This window comes from Faecalibacterium sp. (assembly GCF_052358865.1).
Classification (GTDB): domain Bacteria; phylum Bacillota; class Clostridia; order Oscillospirales; family Ruminococcaceae; genus Faecalibacterium; species Faecalibacterium butyricigenerans.
In genome coordinates, this window is record NZ_DAWCVJ010000057.1 from 1 (window position 1) to 16,469 (window position 16,469).

Consider the following 16,469-nt stretch of genomic DNA (forward strand, 5'->3'; position numbering starts at 1 on the left):
GCGCGTCGAAATCGCTGGTGCTTTTCTGGTTCTCTTTTGGCACGCAAAAGAGAACTTAACCCCGCGTAACCGCGCTCTAACCCCGCGCCACCAGCGCGCGAAGCACCATTCAAATCCCCCTCAAGAACCCATCCAGCTCCCGCTGGTTTCGTATCATCACATACTTTTCAGGATACTCTTCCCCGATCCTCTCCATCTCCGCCCGCTTTTTGGCGGTACGTCCATCGTGGAGGATCCAGCGGACAAACTCCGCGTCGATTTTTTCTTCGCACCCGGGCGCAGACGACTCCCTCACACGGCCTTTGTTCTGCTGCCAGCGCCGTACCGCCCGCCAGAGGCAGACCAGCGGCGAAAACCAGAGCACAATGATTTTATCTGCTTCTTCCAGCCGCCGGGCGTAACAGGTCTTGGTGTAGTTGCCGTCGATGACCCAGCCCCCTGCATTCTCGTCGAGGAAGCGGCGGATGATAGTCTCTTCTTCCTCAAAGGGCTGCTCCACCCAGCCGGGCAAAAAATGTACGGTGTCCATGTGGAGCACCGGCAGGCCGTATGTTTCGCCCAGACGCTTTGCCAGCGTGGATTTCCCGCTGCCGCTGGTCCCCAGAATTGCAATCTTCATATCTGCCTCCTTTTTCCTTATATAAATAAATAGACGTATCAGCCAGTATACGCCCGCTGCCCTGCGGCGTCAAGTTCCGGCTTGACATTTCGCCGCCCGGCCCGTATGCTATAATCACAGAAACCATGATAGGAGGTCTTGCAGATGGCATCTCCCAAAAAACCTGTCAATCCTCTGCTTATCGTCTTACTGGCCGTGCTGCTCGCCGCGGCTGTCGCCGTGGGCGTGGTCTTCGCAAAGCTCCACAGCAAAGTCACCACCCTGCAAAGCGGCGCATCTTTCACGCTCCGCTACGAAATCACCCCCAACAGCCCCCAGACGCCCCCGCTGCTGAGCATCCTGAACCGGGTGAACGCCTCCAGCGGCAGCGTCAGCGGCCAGTATGCCCCCGGCAGGCTGCAGCTGTCCTTCTACCAGCTCAACGCGGACGGCTCGGTCAAGGCGTCTCCCTTCACCCGGGTGTACATCGACGCAGAAGAGACCCTCTTCGACGTCGGCCAGCTCTACACCGTCCTGCGCCAGTCGGTCACAGATAAGCTCTCCATCGCAGGCGTTCTGCTGCCGGATTGGAGTCTGGGCGACTACATCTCCCAGACGCAGGCCGCCGCTGTGCTGGGCGTCGAGACCAACACCGTCGAGCTGCAGGAGCTTTCCGGCTTCACCCTCTCCCTCAAGGGGCTGAAAAAGACTTCCCCCTCCGGCGCACGGGACGGCTACCGTTATTATCAGTTCCCCGCCGCAGCCGATGGCACGACCCTCGTGCTGGGCTTCCCGATGGACAGCCTCTTCTCAGACACCACCCCTGTCCACATCCTGCTGACCATCCCGGAGCACAACGTCCACATCCAGCTCACCGGCACTGTTACCGCCGCTAAGACTGTTCTCTCTCCCCCGGCCTCCCGGATGAACGACGGCGACATCGCCACACTGGCCCAGATCCGCCAGAGCCTTGAAGCCATCTGGAAGATGATCCAGTCGGCCACCCAGACCACAAACTGACCCATCAAAAAAGCAGACGCACTTCCGCGTCTGCTTTTTTTTGATGGGTCTATAAAGAGGAGAGAATCTCTTCTCAGTAATGGACGACATTGCCCGCGCTGCGGATGCGGGCCAGCACCGGCCCGGCTTCCGGGCTGCGGAAGTAGTCGAGGCTGGTCTGGGGCAGCAGGGTCTTCAGCGTTTCCCAATCGCCGGACTGCAGGCACTGGCGGACCGTGGAGGCGCTGATGGCTTTGCCGTCTGCCTCCTTGCGGGGCACGACGATGCATTCGATGCCCGCCTTGGGCAGCTGCTCACACATGATCTTATTGTAAAGGCCCGTCACCTGACTGGTCGGCTCTTCGCCCACATAGCGGGCGGTGATATTCAGGGCCGCCGCAATTTTCGTGAACACCGCCAGATCCAGCCGGGCGTGGCCGTCGATAACAGCGGCTTCGTCCTTCAGGAAATAGCTGGGGAAGGTGGCGTTGGAGATGATATAAGGGCCGCTGTCGTGGAGTACGACGTTGGGCAGATGGGCCACCCCCGCCTCCACCAGCCTTTTGCGCACCGCAAAGGGCACGAGGCTGGCATCCTCGCTGACCACGAAGAGGTGGAGGGTATCGCAGGCAGCCGCAGCTTTTTCCACGAGGTACTGGTGGCCGAGGGTGAAGGGGTTGGCATTCATGACGAGGGCCGCGCTCTTTCCCCCGGTCTTTGTCTTTTCGAGTGCGCGCAGATAGGCCCCGAAGCCGTCCCTGCGGTTCTCCATAAAGACGAGGGTATCCTCCACCCGGGCGATCTCATAGAAGCCGAGGTCGCCGAAGAATCTTGCGCTTTTCACCTTGGTGTATAAAAACAGGTGCAGATTTCCCCGCGCACACTGCACCTCGATGAGGTGGGTGATGATCTGGTTCAGCAGGCCCTCGCCCTGATGGGCGCTGCTGACCGCAAAGCACCGCAGGGTGTTGCCGAAGCAGCTGCCGGTGCCGATGACATTGTACCCCTCGTCGAACATGGCGCAGATGTAGTCCAGATTGCCGTCGCGGCGGATGCCCTCCTGCTGCAGCAATGCATCGATCTGGGCCAGAACGGTCCGATCGGTCGGGCAGACCTGCGAAATGGTATATTCACTCATCGTTATTCCCCTCCGTCGTGATAAAATGGAGCAGATAGGTCAGCGCCAGCAGGTCGGCACTGCCGCCGGGCGAAAGATTCTCCGCGATGAAGCGGTCATCCAGCGCCGCCAGCGCGTCCCTGTCCGGGTAGGGCGTCTCGGCCAGAAGGGCCTTCAGCTCCTCGGCGAGGGCCAGTTGACGCGCCCGGCTCGAACGGGCGATGATGTTGGTGTCGGTGCTGCCGGCCAGAATCGCCAGCAGCGCCCCGCCGCCTGCCCGGTCGAAGTCATAGCCCTTGGCGAGTCCGGCTTCCAGCGTCGGCAGGCCGATGTTCAGCACGGCAGGAAGCCCGGCCTCCACCTGCCCCCGCACGCCGGTGATGCCGTATTCGGCATAGAGTTTCTGGCCTGTGGTGGCGGCATTTTCCGTCGTGACGTCCGCAAAGTCCTTTTCGGTAAGGCCCGCCGTCATGGCGGACACCTCGGCCAGCACCCGGGCTGCATCGGCCCAGAGCGCACGGTCGAGACGGCCCAGAGCCGCACAGACGATGCCCACTGAAAAGACAGCGCCCTTGTGGGTGTTGACGCCGCCGGTGGCCTCCAGCATCTCCCCCTCTGCTTCACAGCCCAGAGGCCGCAGGGCCTCGAAGGTCTCGGAGGCGGGCCGCTCTGCCGTGCCGCGGCCCATCCGGGCACAGGCTTCAAAATAGGGGTAGAGGGCGGCGGCGCTGTCCATGAAGGTAAAGACGTCCATATCCTTGTGGCTGCCGCTGTTCCGCCGGTCTACAAGGCCGGGCTTCGGGGTGGTCGTCACCTCATATAGCAGAGCGCGGACAGACAGACGGGCCGCGTCGGCGATGTCCTGCGCATCCCGGGCGTCGGTCAGGATCTCGGTGGTTTTCTCCTGCAATTCTGCCACGGTGTGGACGCGGCGGCTGCTGCACACCTTGGCTGGCCCGCCGCAGATCAGGCAGCGGCGCCCCTCAAGATGCAGCTCCTCCCGGTCCACCTTCCGCCCGTCCGGGCGGATGACGTCCATATCAAAGAGCCGCCCCAGCGGTGTGGCGTCCTCGATGTCGGTGGTGAACTTTTTGATGGTCAGCGGGTCGGCGTCCAGCACATAGAACGCCTCGCAGCCCGTGTCCTCCCGGATGGCGTCCTCCCGCAGTGACACCAGCTTCGCCCGCAGGAACTGCTGACGCAGCAGCTGACGCCCCCGCGCAAAGCCCCGCCGGATGAGGGGTGAATCCTTCACCGGGCCGCAGATGTTCATGGTAAAGCAGATGAGGGGCTTGTGGTACTGGGCCAGCAATGCCTGCTGGTGCTGCACCCGGCGCTCCCGCGCATCCAGCATCTGGACCAGCGAAACAGTTGTCTCCATTTTCTTCTCCTCTCAACGATGCTTCTTGAGCATATCCATAAAAAGCTGCACCTGCGGCAGGGCTGCAGCGTCCCTCTGGCAGAAAATATAGGTGCGTCGGACGAACGGCTCGCCATTCTCGAAGGTGCAGGGCTTGACGCTTCCCTTGAAGCCATCCAGCGCCACTTCCGGCATCAGCGCCCAGCCGAGACCCCGCTCCACCATCTCGCGGCAGACCATGATGTTGTCCACCACAAAGTTGCCTGCGTCGTTGGTCACACCGTTCTCGTAGCGCCAGCGGGCCATCTGGGCGCCGATGGTAGCGTCACTGCTGTGGTCGATATAGAGGTAGTCGGAGATGGGGCGTTCCTTGTTCTCCTCACTGCAAATGAGGCAGATATTTTCCTGCGAGAGCAGGAACTGGGTGCCGTCCCACGGGTACTCGCCGCGCAGCACCGCAACGTCCAGCGATGAGTCCAGCATCTGCTGGTAGATGTTCCGGCTGTGGCCGGTGGCGATGTCGAGACGGACTTTCGGGTAGGCCCTGTGGTACTCTGTCAGCACCTCGGGCAGGCGGTAATAGGAGAAGTTCACCGAGATGCCCGCCCGCAGGGTGCCGCAGGCCTCGCCCTGGATCGAGGCCAGCTGGCGGCGCATCTTCTCCATTTCCCGGGCAGCGGCGGCGCTGTGGAGCAGCACCTGCTCCCCCGCCGGTGTGAAGCGGATGCCCTGCCGCGAGCGCAGCACGATCTCCACCCCAAGCTCCTGCTCCAGTGCCTTGATACGCTTGGACAGCGCCGACTGGGTCATATACAGCTTATCCGCTGCATGGGTGATGTTGCGGGTCTCGTCCAGTGCGTGCAGCAGCTCGTAATCTTTTTCGTCCATGTGGCTCTCCCCTCATGCCTTAACTTTTCTTATCATTCCTGTTCGCGCTCTGTCCCGGCGCATTTTCGTCCTATTCCATATCTGTTATTCATAATACAACAGATTTTCCCAAATGAAAAGGGGGATATTCGCCTTGATTTTCCGGAAAGTCCATTCCTAAATGGAATATTATTGCGTCCAGCATCTCTTCTTTTCCGGAATATGCCCTTCGGCACGTCCTCCTTGTGGAAAACGGCCTGCTTCTGTGCTACAATAAGCCCAGACGAACACGACCTTCTTCCGAAAGGAGTCCTCTCATGCGCACCGTTCCACTCACCCATCAGCGCGTCACCATCCAAGATGACTTCGACCTCGACAAGATCCTCGAAAGCGGCCAGTGCTTCCGCCCACGAAAGCTGGCCGACGGGCGCTGCCGCTTTGTTTCCGGCAAAGCGCTGCTCTATCTGACCCCGCTGGGCTGTGGGCAGTACGACGCCGCATGGTACGGCGCGGACTGGGATGTCTGGGCCGGATATTTCGATCTGGGCCGCAGCTACGCCGCCCTGCGGCAGAGTCTGGCGGGCCAGAGCGCCTATCTCGACGCAGCGCTGGCCTTCGGGCAGGGCATCCGGGTGCTGCGTCAGGACCCGTGGGAGATGCTCGTCACCTTCATCATCTCCCAGCGCAAGAGCATTCCGGCCATCCGCACCGCCGTAGAGCAGCTGGCCCGGTGCTGCGGCGAGCCGCTCTGTGCGGAGGGCGATGAGATTTTCCTCTTCCCCACCCCGGAGCAGCTCTGCGGCCTCACAGAAGCGCAGCTGACGGGCTGCGGGCTGGGCTACCGCACCCGCTACATCCAGCACGCCGCCGCGCAGGCCGCCGCCCACACCCTCGACCTCGATGCGCTGGCCGTTCTCCCCGACAACGCCCTCTTTTCCCGCCTGCTCACGCTGGACGGCGTCGGCAAAAAAGTCGCCAACTGTGTCTGCCTCTTCGGCTATGGCCGCACCGCGATGGCCCCCATCGACGTGTGGATCCAGCGTCTCATCGACGAAGAATTTGGTGGGCGCGACCCCTTCCCCGCCTACGGCCAGCAGGCCGGCATCGTGCAGCAGTATCTGTTCTACTATAAGCGCAGCATTTCCACGCAGAAAAAATGAAAAAAACTGTTGACAACCGGGTCTCGGGCTGGTATAATAATCAACGTCGTCAGGGACGACACACCAGCTCTGGGGGATTAGCTCAGCTGGGAGAGCGCTTGCATGGCATGCAAGAGGTCAGCGGTTCGATCCCGCTATTCTCCACCAAAAAAGCACTGTACTTCGCAGGAAGTACAGTGCTTTTCTTTTTACTGAAACTGGTTTTTTGGGGGCTGCATTGCTTCGCCTGCACCATTTTCAGGCTTTTGCAGGCAGTTCCTATACAACCCCCAATTTTTGACTTTACATCATTTTCAAAAAGGAATATTTGCCGCCCGTCTGTTCAGCAGACAGCTGCATCATCCCCCTCAATGTATAGCGTAAGGTCGAAGTTGAACGTAATATTGAGCTGATTTGTCAGTGTGGTTGTCGAATCGCTGCTCACCCTCTTGGGTACTCCACACCCGGATGCCGTTTCGCACAAACCATTCTACAACAAACGGCGTTTCATCTGCGATGCGTCCGGTTCGGTCGAACATGAACACCAGCAGAATGTCAAACTTGCCTTTTCGGGCATAATCTTTGTCAGGCTCAGGAGCTGAACTGCTCCTCTTCCATCTACGGTGCGCTCAGCGGGGGCGCACCATTTTATTTTCTTCCAGCTTTTTGATGGCCCACGCGCCCAGCCAGCCGCAGGCAGTGCCCAGCACCGCGCCGCCCAGAATATCCGTCGGAAAGTGGACGCAGAGGTACATCCGGGAGAACGCGATCAGCACTGCCAGCGGCAGCGCTGCCATTGCCCACCGCTTTTTCCCCGCCAGCCAGAGGGCCGTCACCGACGCGAAGGATGCCGCCGTGTGCCCCGAGGGGAAGGAGAAATCCTCCGGGCGGGGGATAAGAAGCTCCACCTCCGTGAGGACGTCGCAGGGGCGGATACGGCCTGCCATCGGCTTGAGAAGGATATTGCAGAGGACGGCGTCGAAGAGCAATGCCGCCGCCAGCACCCAGCCCGCCCGCCGCGTCCGGCGGAAGGCCAACAGCAGAGCGGTCAGCGCCAGCCAGACAAAACCGGAGTCGCCCAGATGGGTGAAAAAGCGCATGACTCCGTCCAGCGCAGGTGTGCGCAGGGCTTGCAGAGCGTTCAGGAAAGTGAGTTCGGCGTTCATGAAGTTTCCTCTTTCTCGTTTCGTTCTGCCTACAGGATACCAGAAGTTTGTGAACAAAAATCGACCAAGTCTTAAACAGTCATTATCGCAATTCAACTTTTTATGCACCAGCGTTGAATCGCATATCACAAATATGCTGTTTTCCTGCTGCACTATCGCAATTTTCAAAAATAGTGCCTATCAAAACGGCATCTTTGCGATATGCAGTTTGCGGATGTTGTTTGTGCATTAAAAACGCAAACTGCTATAACTCTTGCCTTGCGATAAAATGGCTTTTCCTGCCGGAAAGCTCTCTTGATAAGAACCCCATTTCACATGGCCAAAAGCACGGCGGAGGAGCTTTGCTTCCAGTAAAAACAAACGGGCCAGAAAGCGATGCTTCCTGACCCGTTTCTCCATGCCGGTGGTGGGGGTCGAACCCACACGTGTTATTAGCACAAGGGATCTTGAGTTTTCGGGAGGGTTTTCCATTTGGTGTCATCCGGTGCCCGACTTTAAAGCAAAAAAGCAGCAGCACATCGAATGAATTTTTGATAAATCTACGAATTTTCGTTACGTTTCCCCTCAGCTCCGATTTTTCGATTTGGAAGGCAAAAAAGAAAATTGGAGGGATATTTAGGAGGGATGCAGAGCCTGCCATTCAGGACTGTGCACACAGGCTTTTTTCTTTTTTGGAAAATATTTCAAACCCGTGCAATTCCGAGGGCGGCTCATTCGTATCCAGAATGTAGCGACGAAAACCGGGTGCACACCCCGGCAGCGACACACAATAAGAAGAGGGGATAATTATTATGAAAAAGACGCTTTCTGTTTGCATGACGGCTGTGATAGCCCTTTCCCTGCTGGCAGGCGGTGCGGTACAGGCATACGCACTTTCGGCAGAGACGGTGGAACCAGTTTCTGCTGTGGCTGAGGAAAACTGTATTTCCAGCAGTTGGAAGCGTGCTTCCGACCCAGCACTGACCGAGAAAGTCCGCAAAGTGTTCGATAAGGCCTTTGATGGTCTGGAGGGCGTTTCCTATACACCTGTAGCCCTGCTGGCAAGCCGCACCACCGGCTTCGGTACCCAGTACCGCATTCTGTGCAAGGCGACTGTCGTCGTACCGGGCGCACAGGAAGAGTATGTGGTGGTCACGCTGCAGCACAGCTGGCTGAGCAAAGCAGAAATTCTTGACATCGGCGATCCACTGTGCCTGACAAATCTGGACTATGAAGAAGGCGCTGTGGGCGCTTGGCAGGAAGCCGAGTCCCCCGCCATGACGGAGGAAGCCACGGCGGCGTTCAACAAGGCCACCGAGGGCCTTGTAGGTGTGGATTATGTGCCAGTGACCTTGCTGAGCACCCAGACCGTGGCAGGCACGAACTACCGCATCCTATGCGAAGCAACCACGGTTTATCCGGGTGCTGAGATGCACTATGTCGTCGTGAACGTGTATGAAAGTCTGGAAGGCAATGCCAACATCATCAGCGCGACCGATAGATATGTGAGCTAAGGGAGAGTTTTTGATTCAGAAGGTCCTCCGCTGCACCTTGGGTATATTCAGCAGAAACATTTATTTTGATATTGCAAACAAGCCAGACCGGCAGGTCTGGCTTGTTTGCTGTTCCACGGAGTGGGCGTGGAGGAAAAGTGCTCCGCAGCATAACCTCAAAGCTGCGAGCTTTTTATTTGTTGTCACTCTGCCTGTATCTCTTCCACCAGCGGCAGATAGTCGGCACAGTATTTCCGGTATAGCGGCTGCACCAGTTGCCGGAAGTTCTGCATTTCTTCTTCGGGCAGCGGCAGTTCCCGGCACCCGCCAGCCAATGCCGCTTTTCGGGCAGCGGTTTCCTCCTGTGCCCAGAGTTGGCGCTCGTACTGCGCCGATGCCCGGGCGCATGCCTGCAGGATCTGCCGGTATTCCTCCGGCAGTGCATCCCATGTGCGGCCGGAAGCCAGCTGCACCTCCGGTACGCGGCTGTGCTCATCGGCCATGTAGTACCGTGCCACCTTGTAGTGCTCCATGGAATAGTAGGCCGGCCAGTTGTTTTCGGCGGCGTCGATCTGCCCGGTCTCAAGCGCTGAGTACACATCGCTGTACGCCGTGGTCTCCGGCACTGCACCCAGCAGGCGGATCATGTCGATCACGATCTGCGAATCCTGCACGCGGATGGTCTTGCCCTGTAAATCGTTCAGGCTGCGCACCGGCTGACGGGCATAAAACGAGCGGGCACCCGCGTCGTACCAGCTCAGGCCTACCCGTCCCTGTGCGGTAAAGTCCTGCAAAAACTCTGCCCCGATGCTGCCATCCAGCACACGCCACATGTGGTCGGCATCCCGGTAGAGATACGGCAGCAGCAGCACGTTGAGCCGGGGCAGATCGTTCGTGGCCACCGAGAGCGACACACGCGCAAAATCTACGCCGCCAATGGCAAGCTGCTCCCACACCTGCTGCTCTGAGCCGTACTCGCCGTTCGCTTTGACCTGAATGACCACCTTGCCCCCGGTCTGCTGCTGCACAAGGTCTGCAAAATACTGCGCGCCCTGCGTAGTGGGATACCCGGCGGGCTGGTTGTCGGCATAGGTCAGCACATAGTCCGGTGTGGTCTGCAGCTTTGCGGCACAGCCTGCCAGCTGCAAGGCTGCAAAGCCCAGCCCGGCTAAAAAAGTCCGTCTGCGCATGGTGTCTCCCTCCCTTTGCAGATAGTATAGCGCATAAGACTGCCTTTGCGCAAGAGACAGGAAAAGGCGGTGCCCGCCGCAAAGCAGGCACCGCCTTTTATAAGAAGGAGAAGAATAATAAGAATAAGAAGGGAATGTCTCAGTTACATCAGGCCCATTGCCTGCGGCAGTGCGGTAGACACTGCCGGGATAAAGGTGACCAGCAGCAGGCCGCCGATGATGGCCACATAGTACATAAGCATGTACGGCATGACCTTGGAAAGCGAGGTGCGGCCCACCTTGATGCCCACGAACAGGGCGTTGCCCACAGGCGGGGTGATGTTGCCGATGCACAGGTTATACACGAGGATCAGACCGAATTGGATGGTGCTCATGCCAAAGCTCTGGCAGATGGGAAGGAACAGCGGGGTGAAGATGAGGATGGCCGGGGTCACATCCATAAAGGTGCCGGACACCAGCAGGATCACGTTCATGATGAGCAGGATGATGTACTTATTGCCGGTCAGGCTCAGCAGGGCTGCTGCAACCGCATCCGGGATCTGCAAAAAGGCCATGACCCAGCCCAGAATGTTGGAAACGCCTACAAGGAACACCACCATGCCGGACATCTTGGCAGAGTCCACGATGATCTTCCACAGGCTCTTCAGGTTGATGGAGCGGTAGCAGAAAGCAAGGATCAGCGCATAGACAACGGCAATGGCAGAGCCTTCGGTGGCAGAGAACACACCGCCGATGATACCGCCGATGACCACGATGATCAGGGACAGGGAAGGCAGGGCGCGCAGGGTGCAGATGCCGAGATTTTTCCAGTCAAACTTGCCGGGGGTGCCTTTATAGCCCAGCTTGATCGCCAGCAGCACGCCCACCACGCAGCAGCACAGCGCCCAGATGATGCCGGGGATGTAACCAGCCATGAACAGCGCAGCCACAGAGGTGCCGCCGGACGCCAGCGAGTAGGTGATCAAGGCGTTGGACGGCGGGATCAGCAGGCCGGAGCAGGAGGAAGCGGCGTTGGTGGCAGCGGTCACGGCGGGGTCGTAGCCCTGCTCGTCGGCACCGTCGCGGATCATGGAGCCAACAGCAGCAGCCGCAGCAGATGCAGAGCCGGAGATGGCACCGAACAGGGCGTTGGTGCCGATGTTGGTCACCAGCAGTGCGCCGGGCATCTTGCCCAGAATGGCCATGACGAAATCCACCAGACGCTTGGCGATGCCGCCCTGATTCATGATGTTGCCGGCCAGAATAAAGAACGGGATGGCGGTCAGGCTGAACTTGCTCATGCCCACAAAGGTGCGCTGGGCAGCGGTCAGCACGGCCACGTTCAGGTCGATGGAAGAAAGGATGGCAGCCAGAGAAGAGACTGCAATGGCGTACGAGATGGGCACGCCGAGGAACAGCAGCACCAGCAGCACTGCCAGAATTACGAGTAACGCTTGAATTGCCACAGCTTAGTCCTCCTTGTTTTCCTTGTCGGCATCGGCAGCCATTTCGGCTTCCACTTTTGCAAAGTCTGCATCCTCCGGGGTATCCAGACAGATGGAGCCGTTTGCAATGCCGATAATGTTCAGCGCGGAATACACCAGAATGATCACGCCGCAGATGGGCATGACCCAGTAGAACACGCCCACGGCAACGCCCAGCGAGGAGGTCTGCTGTCCCATAGCCAGCTGGGACACCTGAAAACCGCCGAACACCAGAATGGTCGCAGAGAAGATGAAGGCGATGACCTCAGCAAAGATGTGGAACGCCTTGCGCATGGTGGGGTTGAACCGGTCCACCAGCACGGGAATGTTCATGTGGCCGCGCTCGCCGGAGACGATGGTGGCACCCAGCATGGTGCTCCAGCCGAACAGATAACCCACCAGTTCCTCCGACCATGTGGAGGGAGAGTTGAAGATATAACGTACGATGACCTGATAGGTGGTCAGCACCACCATGACCGTCATGCTCAGACCTGCCAGCAGGTTGAGCATCTTGTTCAGAGTATTTCTCAGTTTTTCCATGATGCTCCTCCTCAGTCCGCAGTATGGGCAGCGTTGTGCTGCTGGATCAGGTCATAAATGGGCTGCAACTCCGGGTTTGCTGCCAGCACGGAATCGTGCAGGGGGGCCATAGCCTCCTGAAACGGTGCAGTGTCCGGGTAAATAAAGTTGACGTGCTGCTCATTCTCGGCCTTATCTTTCGCCTCAGCCACAGCATCCTCCCAGGCGTCCTGCTCGGTGCTCTTCACGATCTGGAAGCCCTCTTCAAAGATCGCGCGCTCCTCGTCGCTGAGCTCGTTCAGGAAGGCGTAGTTTGCCACCAGCAGATCCGGCACCATCTGGTGCATATCGTAGGAGTAATACTTGCAGATATCGCCGTGACCGTTATCGGTCAGAGCCAGCTCGTTGTTCTCGGCACCATCCAGAATACCGGCCTGCAGTGCGGTGTACACATCGCCGAAGCCCATGGGCGTAGCGGTGCCGCCCAGCAGACGCATCATTTCCACATTGGTGGGCGACTGCTGTACGCGGATCTTCAGACCCTTCAGGTCGGAGGGCTGGTTGATGGGGGTCTTGATGGTGTAGAAGTTGCGGGTGCCGGCATCCAGCCATGCCACTGTTTCCAGACCGGCCTTGGAAGTGGTCTTGAAAATGGGGTCCGTCACCTCGGGGTCGTCCATTGCCTCGTGGTAGGCTTCTACGCTGGAGAACAGGTAAGGCAGGTTGAAGATTTGGTATTTGGCGCTGAAGGTCTCCATGATGGCAGTGGACGCCACCACAAAGTCGATGGCACCGGTCTGGGTCAGCTGCACCATTTCGGTCTGGGAGCCAAGCAACTCGCTGGGGTACACCTCCACACGGTACTTGTCGCCCAACTTCTCGTTGATGTAGTTGGCAAAGGCTTCCAGTCCCAGATGATCCGGGTGGGTCTGGGACTGCACATGGCCGATGCGCACGATCTTGCGGTCGTCACCGGAGCCGGCACCGCAGCCGGTAAGCATCATGCTGCTGGTCAGTGCCGCTGCGCCCATCAGCGACAGAAACGTTCTTCTCTTCATGAATGGCATCCTCTCTTTTCGCGTTCTTTCTATGATTATATTTTAACAACTCGTTCATTTTTGCGAAACCGGATTATTTTGTGAAACGCAGTACGATTTTGTCTTTGTTGTATCCAAGTACAATTTTTGTATTTTTTGGATGAAAAAAACTGGCAAAAAACAAAAAAGCACCCGTCCCTCTCCTGTTCACAGGCAGGAAAGAACGAGAGCTTCTTTTGGATCCGATTTATCCTTGTGCCGCTTTTTTCGCTGCGGCTACGCGGTATTCCGAAGGGGTCTGGCCGGTCAGGCGCTTGAACACCCTTGTAAAATAGTTGGCGTCGCTGTAACCCACAGCAGCGCCGATATCCTTCAGGCTCAGGCGCGGGTCCAAAATCAGCTGGCGCGCCTTGTTCACCCGGTATTCGTTCAGGTAGGCCGAAAAGTTCACCTTAAAGCACTGCTTGAACAGCTTGCAGAAGTAGGCGTCCGAGTAGCGCAGCGCAGCGGCGGCATCCTGCATGGAGATATCCTCCCGATAGTGGGCGTCGATGAAGCGGCTGATCTCGGCACGGATGATGGCGGTACGCATATCCTCGTCCTCTTCCCGGCGGACAGGCTGTTCAGGCGCAGGGGGCTGTGCCGGGCGGGCAGGCAGCGGCACCGATACCTGCCGGATGGCATCCTCCACCGCGAATACCAGTTCCTGCTCGTTGTAAGGCTTGAGCAGATAGTCCATCGCCCGTACAGAGATCGCCTGCCGTGCATAGTCGAACTTATCAAAGCCGGTCAGGAACAGGATGGCGCAATTTCTGTCTGTTTCTCGGATCTTGCGCGCCACCTCCAGCCCGGTGAGACCCGGCATTTCAATGTCCAGCACAGCCACCTGCGGCGCTTCGCGGGCAAAAATTTCCAGAGCCTCTCTGCCGTTTTTGGCTTCATACAGGCTTATCAGATCTCCCAGATACTTCTGCAAGGTCCGGCACAGCACCTTGCGCTCGATCAATTCATCCTCTGCCACCAGCAATTTGCACTTCACGAGAGCGTCTCCTCCTTTTCTTCCGGCTGCTGCGTCTGCGGGAGCTCAAACCGCACCACAGTACCGTGACCTGCGCGGCTGTATACCTGCATTTTTCCGCCCGGATACAGCATCCCGATGCGGCGGGAAATATTGCCTAGGCCAATGCTGCGGCCGGTCTGCTCGCTCTGGGCAATTTTGGTTTGCACGGCGTCCAGTTCCTCTGCGGTCATCCCATTGCCGTTGTCCGCGACCGTGAGCACCAGCACCTTGCCCTGCATCCATGCCCGCAGCAGGATGCGTCCGCCTTCCTCGCGGGACTTGAGCCCGTGCGAGTAAGCGTTTTCCACCACCGGCTGCAGCATAAAGGACGGCACCAAAACCGCCGCAGGCTGCACCCGGATGCTTTTTTCTACGGTAATGCGTCCATCAAACCGCATCTGCTGCAAATAAATGTAATCCTCCAGCCCGTCCAGTTCCTCTTCCAGCGTGATCTGCTGGCGCTTAGTGCGCAGATTGTGCCGGAACAAATTGCCCAGATGCACGATCATCTGGTCGGTGGTGGAAGCATCCTCCAGCCGCGCCATGCAGGAGATCATGTTCAGGGTGTTGAACAGAAAATGCGGATTCACCTGACTTTTAAGCACCTCCAGCCGGGTGTGCTCCAGATCTTTTTCCAGTGCAAGGTTCCGCACCTCTTCCCGGTGCAAGGCCTGCTGCGTGGTCAATTGCTGCGCCATGGCGTGCTTCATCTGGTTAAAGGTTCCCGTCAGCCGCCCCACTTCGTCGTTGCTTTTTACCGGAAGATCCGGGCTGGAAAAATCCCCCTCGGCAATGCTGCGGGAGGCCTGTGCCAACCGCAGCAGCGGACGCACCACCGCGCGGCTCAGCCCCCGGATGAGCAGCAGCATCAGCGCGGCTGCCGTCAGGAACAGCCCCAGATACAGCCACGGCAGATGCCGGATGCGGGTCGCTGTGCTGCTGTAAAGGGTGTTTTCCTGCTCCAGCGTGGCCTGCGTCAGCCGCAGCGCATACTCGGCAAGGTAGTCTTGCAGCGCCATCACATGGTACATCTGTTCAATATAGGTATCTGCCGAGGGGGAAAGCTGCAAAAAGGCATTCCGCTCCTGCCGATAGCCCGCATACCCTTGCAAAAGGTTCCATGTACGGGCATAGCGTTCTTCACCGATGCGGGCGTAATCGAAGGGCAGGGCCGCAAGGCTCTGCTCGGCAGCAGCGCAGGCAGCGGCATAGGCCTGCTCCGTTTCAGAAGTAGGCTGACGCACATAGCGTGCAAAGGCCTGTGCTTCGTCCTTGAGGGCGTTCTGCACCGTGTAGCAGACGGCGTTGTCGGCCAGCAGCGTATCAAAGGAGCGTACCGTCCACTGACCTGCCATGGTAGCAATACCAGTGGAAAGCATAGTGACCAGCAAAATCGCGGCAAGCCATGCCGTGACCTTGCGGCGCAGGGATATACCACCCTGCGCGGTTTTGTTCCGTGCCATATGCTTTCCCTCCTGTCCTTGCAGCACCCGGCCTTTTTTATAAGTATAATAATCTTCCGGGAAAAGTGCAACTGCAAAAAAGCACCGGTTTTCGCAAGGGAGCCGGTGCTTGCAGGCAATGTGCCAGTGGGAAAGCGGATTCGGCCCGACTTTCTGAGTCAGCATTTCCCAGATTTTAGCGTATCCGCTTCCACGACCTTCGCCATAGCTGCGCCAGCCTGCTCTACGCCAATGGTGTGAGCCTGAAGGAAATTCAGGAGTGGCTGGGTCACAGTGACATCAGCACAACAAGCAACATTTATACACATCTGGATTTCTCCAGCAAGGTATCTTCTGCCAATGCCATCGTCAGGATCTTCCCGGAGGAGACAATAGTGTGAAAATGAGCCGGATGTGGGGGATAAAAAGAAAAGCAGCCCAAAACCTTTCGATTTCGAGCTGCTTGCTATGCCGGTGGTGGGGGTCGAACCCACACGTGTTATTAGCACAAGGGATTTTGAGTTTTTGCCCTCATCTTCCATCTGGTGTCATCCAGTGATATCTAGTGATATCTGGTTCCCACTGTGCAAAGGCAAAATTCACGCCTCAACGAACAATAATTTGGAATATCCACGATTTTTCGATGCGTTTTCCCCCTACTCTGTTTTTTCGGTTTGGACCGCCCAAAAGGAAATTGGAGGGATGTTCAGGAGGGATGCAGGGCAAAACGCTCCTCTGCTTAGGCACAAAACGAAAGGAAAGTCAAGGATAATGAATCAAAATCAAGCAAAAGAGTATTATAAAAAATTATTTGTGAACTATCCTGATGTGCTGTCTGTCGAAGAAGCAACAACTTTACTCGGTTTCAAAAGCCAGACTGCCATCATCAGAAGAATCCATCAACATAGAATTCGCTGCCTGAAAGTCGGACGATCTTTCATGATTCCGAAAGAATATCTCATCGACTATCTTTTGGATAGCTAAATTATACAGCCATTATATTACATCAATCTCTTATACACATCTCCGAGCCCACGAGA

The 16,469-nt window shown here is 57.7% G+C and carries 16 protein-coding genes, 1 tRNA gene and 2 pseudogenes; 6 read left to right on the forward strand and 13 right to left on the reverse strand.

Annotation, left to right across the window (positions count from 1 at the left end; translation table 11 throughout):
* Positions 1–109: 109 nt before the first annotated feature.
* Positions 110–619, reverse strand: coding sequence for an AAA family ATPase (locus ACT8X9_RS09470; protein WP_444268817.1), 510 nt, complete (start codon positions 617–619; stop codon positions 110–112).
* A gap of 144 nt (positions 620–763) precedes the next feature.
* Between ACT8X9_RS09470 and ACT8X9_RS09475 the strand changes: the two genes are divergently transcribed.
* A complete protein-coding gene (locus ACT8X9_RS09475) occupies positions 764–1,618 on the forward strand; it encodes a hypothetical protein (protein WP_444268818.1) in 855 nt (284 codons plus the stop codon).
* A gap of 73 nt (positions 1,619–1,691) precedes the next feature.
* Here ACT8X9_RS09475 and citC read toward each other — a convergent pair whose 3' ends face one another.
* From citC to ACT8X9_RS09490, 3 genes are read right to left on the reverse strand one after another with little or no spacing between them, the layout of a single operon-like run.
* Positions 1,692–2,735, reverse strand: coding sequence for a [citrate (pro-3S)-lyase] ligase (gene citC / locus ACT8X9_RS09480; RefSeq protein WP_444268819.1), 1,044 nt, complete (start codon positions 2,733–2,735; stop codon positions 1,692–1,694).
* Positions 2,728–4,095, reverse strand: coding sequence for a triphosphoribosyl-dephospho-CoA synthase CitG (gene citG / locus ACT8X9_RS09485; RefSeq protein ID WP_444268820.1), 1,368 nt, complete (start codon positions 4,093–4,095; stop codon positions 2,728–2,730). Before citG ends, citC begins: the two co-directional genes overlap by 8 nt.
* A gap of 12 nt (positions 4,096–4,107) precedes the next feature.
* Positions 4,108–4,962 carry a LysR family transcriptional regulator gene (locus ACT8X9_RS09490; RefSeq protein WP_444268821.1) on the reverse strand — a complete coding sequence of 285 codons (855 nt, stop codon included), beginning with the start codon at positions 4,960–4,962 and terminating at the stop codon, positions 4,108–4,110.
* Between the two features lie 296 nt (positions 4,963–5,258).
* Here ACT8X9_RS09490 and ACT8X9_RS09495 point away from each other — a divergent pair, with 296 nt between their 5' ends.
* Both ACT8X9_RS09495 and ACT8X9_RS09500 read left to right on the forward strand, forming a co-directional pair.
* A complete protein-coding gene (locus ACT8X9_RS09495) occupies positions 5,259–6,101 on the forward strand; it encodes a DNA-3-methyladenine glycosylase family protein (RefSeq protein ID WP_444268822.1) in 843 nt (280 codons plus the stop codon).
* A 71-nt stretch (positions 6,102–6,172) separates the two neighbouring features.
* Positions 6,173–6,248, forward strand: a tRNA-Ala gene (locus ACT8X9_RS09500).
* A 233-nt stretch (positions 6,249–6,481) separates the two neighbouring features.
* Here ACT8X9_RS09500 and ACT8X9_RS09505 read toward each other — a convergent pair.
* From ACT8X9_RS09505 to ACT8X9_RS09515, 3 genes and pseudogenes are all read right to left on the reverse strand, one after another.
* Positions 6,482–6,664: pseudogene (locus tag ACT8X9_RS09505) on the reverse strand (recombinase family protein); the annotation flags it as partial.
* 45 nt (positions 6,665–6,709) lie between these two features.
* Entirely contained in the window at positions 6,710–7,246 is a 537-nt protein-coding gene (locus tag ACT8X9_RS09510) for a phosphatase PAP2 family protein (protein ID WP_444268823.1), read from the reverse strand.
* A gap of 228 nt (positions 7,247–7,474) precedes the next feature.
* On the reverse strand, positions 7,475–7,717 hold the full coding sequence (locus tag ACT8X9_RS09515) for a hypothetical protein (protein WP_444268824.1): 243 nt from the start codon (positions 7,715–7,717) through the stop codon (positions 7,475–7,477).
* 320 nt (positions 7,718–8,037) lie between these two features.
* Between ACT8X9_RS09515 and ACT8X9_RS09520 the strand changes: the two genes are divergently transcribed.
* The gene (locus ACT8X9_RS09520) at positions 8,038–8,739 is read left to right on the forward strand and encodes a hypothetical protein (protein ID WP_444268825.1); all 702 of its coding nucleotides are present in this window, start codon (positions 8,038–8,040) and stop codon (positions 8,737–8,739) included.
* A gap of 182 nt (positions 8,740–8,921) precedes the next feature.
* Here the strand turns inward: ACT8X9_RS09520 and ACT8X9_RS09525 are convergent, their stop codons facing one another.
* The 6 genes from ACT8X9_RS09525 to ACT8X9_RS09550 form a co-directional block, all read right to left on the reverse strand.
* Positions 8,922–9,908 carry a TRAP transporter substrate-binding protein gene (locus ACT8X9_RS09525; protein WP_444268826.1) on the reverse strand — a complete coding sequence of 329 codons (987 nt, stop codon included), beginning with the start codon at positions 9,906–9,908 and terminating at the stop codon, positions 8,922–8,924.
* Between the two features lie 143 nt (positions 9,909–10,051).
* The gene (locus ACT8X9_RS09530) at positions 10,052–11,353 is read right to left on the reverse strand and encodes a TRAP transporter large permease (RefSeq protein WP_444268827.1); all 1,302 of its coding nucleotides are present in this window, start codon (positions 11,351–11,353) and stop codon (positions 10,052–10,054) included.
* Positions 11,354–11,356: 3 nt separating this feature from the next.
* A complete protein-coding gene (locus tag ACT8X9_RS09535) occupies positions 11,357–11,911 on the reverse strand; it encodes a TRAP transporter small permease (protein ID WP_444268828.1) in 555 nt (184 codons plus the stop codon).
* A gap of 11 nt (positions 11,912–11,922) precedes the next feature.
* Positions 11,923–12,957 (reverse strand): TRAP transporter substrate-binding protein, encoded by a 1,035-nt coding sequence (locus tag ACT8X9_RS09540; protein WP_207686185.1) that lies wholly within the window; start codon positions 12,955–12,957, stop codon positions 11,923–11,925.
* A gap of 217 nt (positions 12,958–13,174) precedes the next feature.
* Positions 13,175–13,966: a response regulator transcription factor gene (locus ACT8X9_RS09545; protein WP_444268829.1), complete on the reverse strand. Its 792-nt coding sequence runs from the start codon at positions 13,964–13,966 to the stop codon at positions 13,175–13,177.
* On the reverse strand, positions 13,963–15,450 hold the full coding sequence (locus ACT8X9_RS09550; RefSeq protein WP_444268830.1) for a histidine kinase: 1,488 nt from the start codon (positions 15,448–15,450) through the stop codon (positions 13,963–13,965). Before ACT8X9_RS09550 ends, ACT8X9_RS09545 begins: the two co-directional genes overlap by 4 nt.
* A 126-nt stretch (positions 15,451–15,576) precedes the next feature.
* Between ACT8X9_RS09550 and ACT8X9_RS09555 the strand changes: the two are divergent.
* Together ACT8X9_RS09555 and ACT8X9_RS09560 are read left to right on the forward strand one after the other, a co-directional pair.
* Positions 15,577–15,830: pseudogene (locus tag ACT8X9_RS09555) on the forward strand (tyrosine-type recombinase/integrase); the annotation flags it as partial.
* A gap of 13 nt (positions 15,831–15,843) precedes the next feature.
* Positions 15,844–16,413, forward strand: a complete 570-nt coding sequence (locus ACT8X9_RS09560) for a helix-turn-helix domain-containing protein (RefSeq protein ID WP_444268831.1) — start codon at positions 15,844–15,846, stop codon at positions 16,411–16,413.
* The last annotated feature ends 56 nt before the right edge of the window (positions 16,414–16,469 follow it).

Bases quoted from the DNA above. Each gene is read 5' to 3' on its own strand.
- ACT8X9_RS09470 (WP_444268817.1), bottom strand. From the start codon at position 619: ATGAAGATTGCAATTCTGGGGACCAGCGGCAGCGGGAAATCCACGCTG.
- ACT8X9_RS09475 (WP_444268818.1), top strand. From the start codon at position 764: ATGGCATCTCCCAAAAAACCTGTCAATCCTCTGCTTATCGTCTTACTG.
- citC (WP_444268819.1), bottom strand. From the start codon at position 2,735: ATGAGTGAATATACCATTTCGCAGGTCTGCCCGACCGATCGGACCGTT.
- citG (WP_444268820.1), bottom strand. From the start codon at position 4,095: ATGGAGACAACTGTTTCGCTGGTCCAGATGCTGGATGCGCGGGAGCGC.
- ACT8X9_RS09490 (WP_444268821.1), bottom strand. From the start codon at position 4,962: ATGGACGAAAAAGATTACGAGCTGCTGCACGCACTGGACGAGACCCGC.
- ACT8X9_RS09495 (WP_444268822.1), top strand. From the start codon at position 5,259: ATGCGCACCGTTCCACTCACCCATCAGCGCGTCACCATCCAAGATGAC.
- ACT8X9_RS09510 (WP_444268823.1), bottom strand. From the start codon at position 7,246: ATGAACGCCGAACTCACTTTCCTGAACGCTCTGCAAGCCCTGCGCACA.
- ACT8X9_RS09515 (WP_444268824.1), bottom strand. From the start codon at position 7,717: ATGGAAAACCCTCCCGAAAACTCAAGATCCCTTGTGCTAATAACACGT.
- ACT8X9_RS09520 (WP_444268825.1), top strand. From the start codon at position 8,038: ATGAAAAAGACGCTTTCTGTTTGCATGACGGCTGTGATAGCCCTTTCC.
- ACT8X9_RS09525 (WP_444268826.1), bottom strand. From the start codon at position 9,908: ATGCGCAGACGGACTTTTTTAGCCGGGCTGGGCTTTGCAGCCTTGCAG.
- ACT8X9_RS09535 (WP_444268828.1), bottom strand. From the start codon at position 11,911: ATGGAAAAACTGAGAAATACTCTGAACAAGATGCTCAACCTGCTGGCA.
- ACT8X9_RS09540 (WP_207686185.1), bottom strand. From the start codon at position 12,957: ATGCCATTCATGAAGAGAAGAACGTTTCTGTCGCTGATGGGCGCAGCG.
- ACT8X9_RS09550 (WP_444268830.1), bottom strand. From the start codon at position 15,450: ATGGCACGGAACAAAACCGCGCAGGGTGGTATATCCCTGCGCCGCAAG.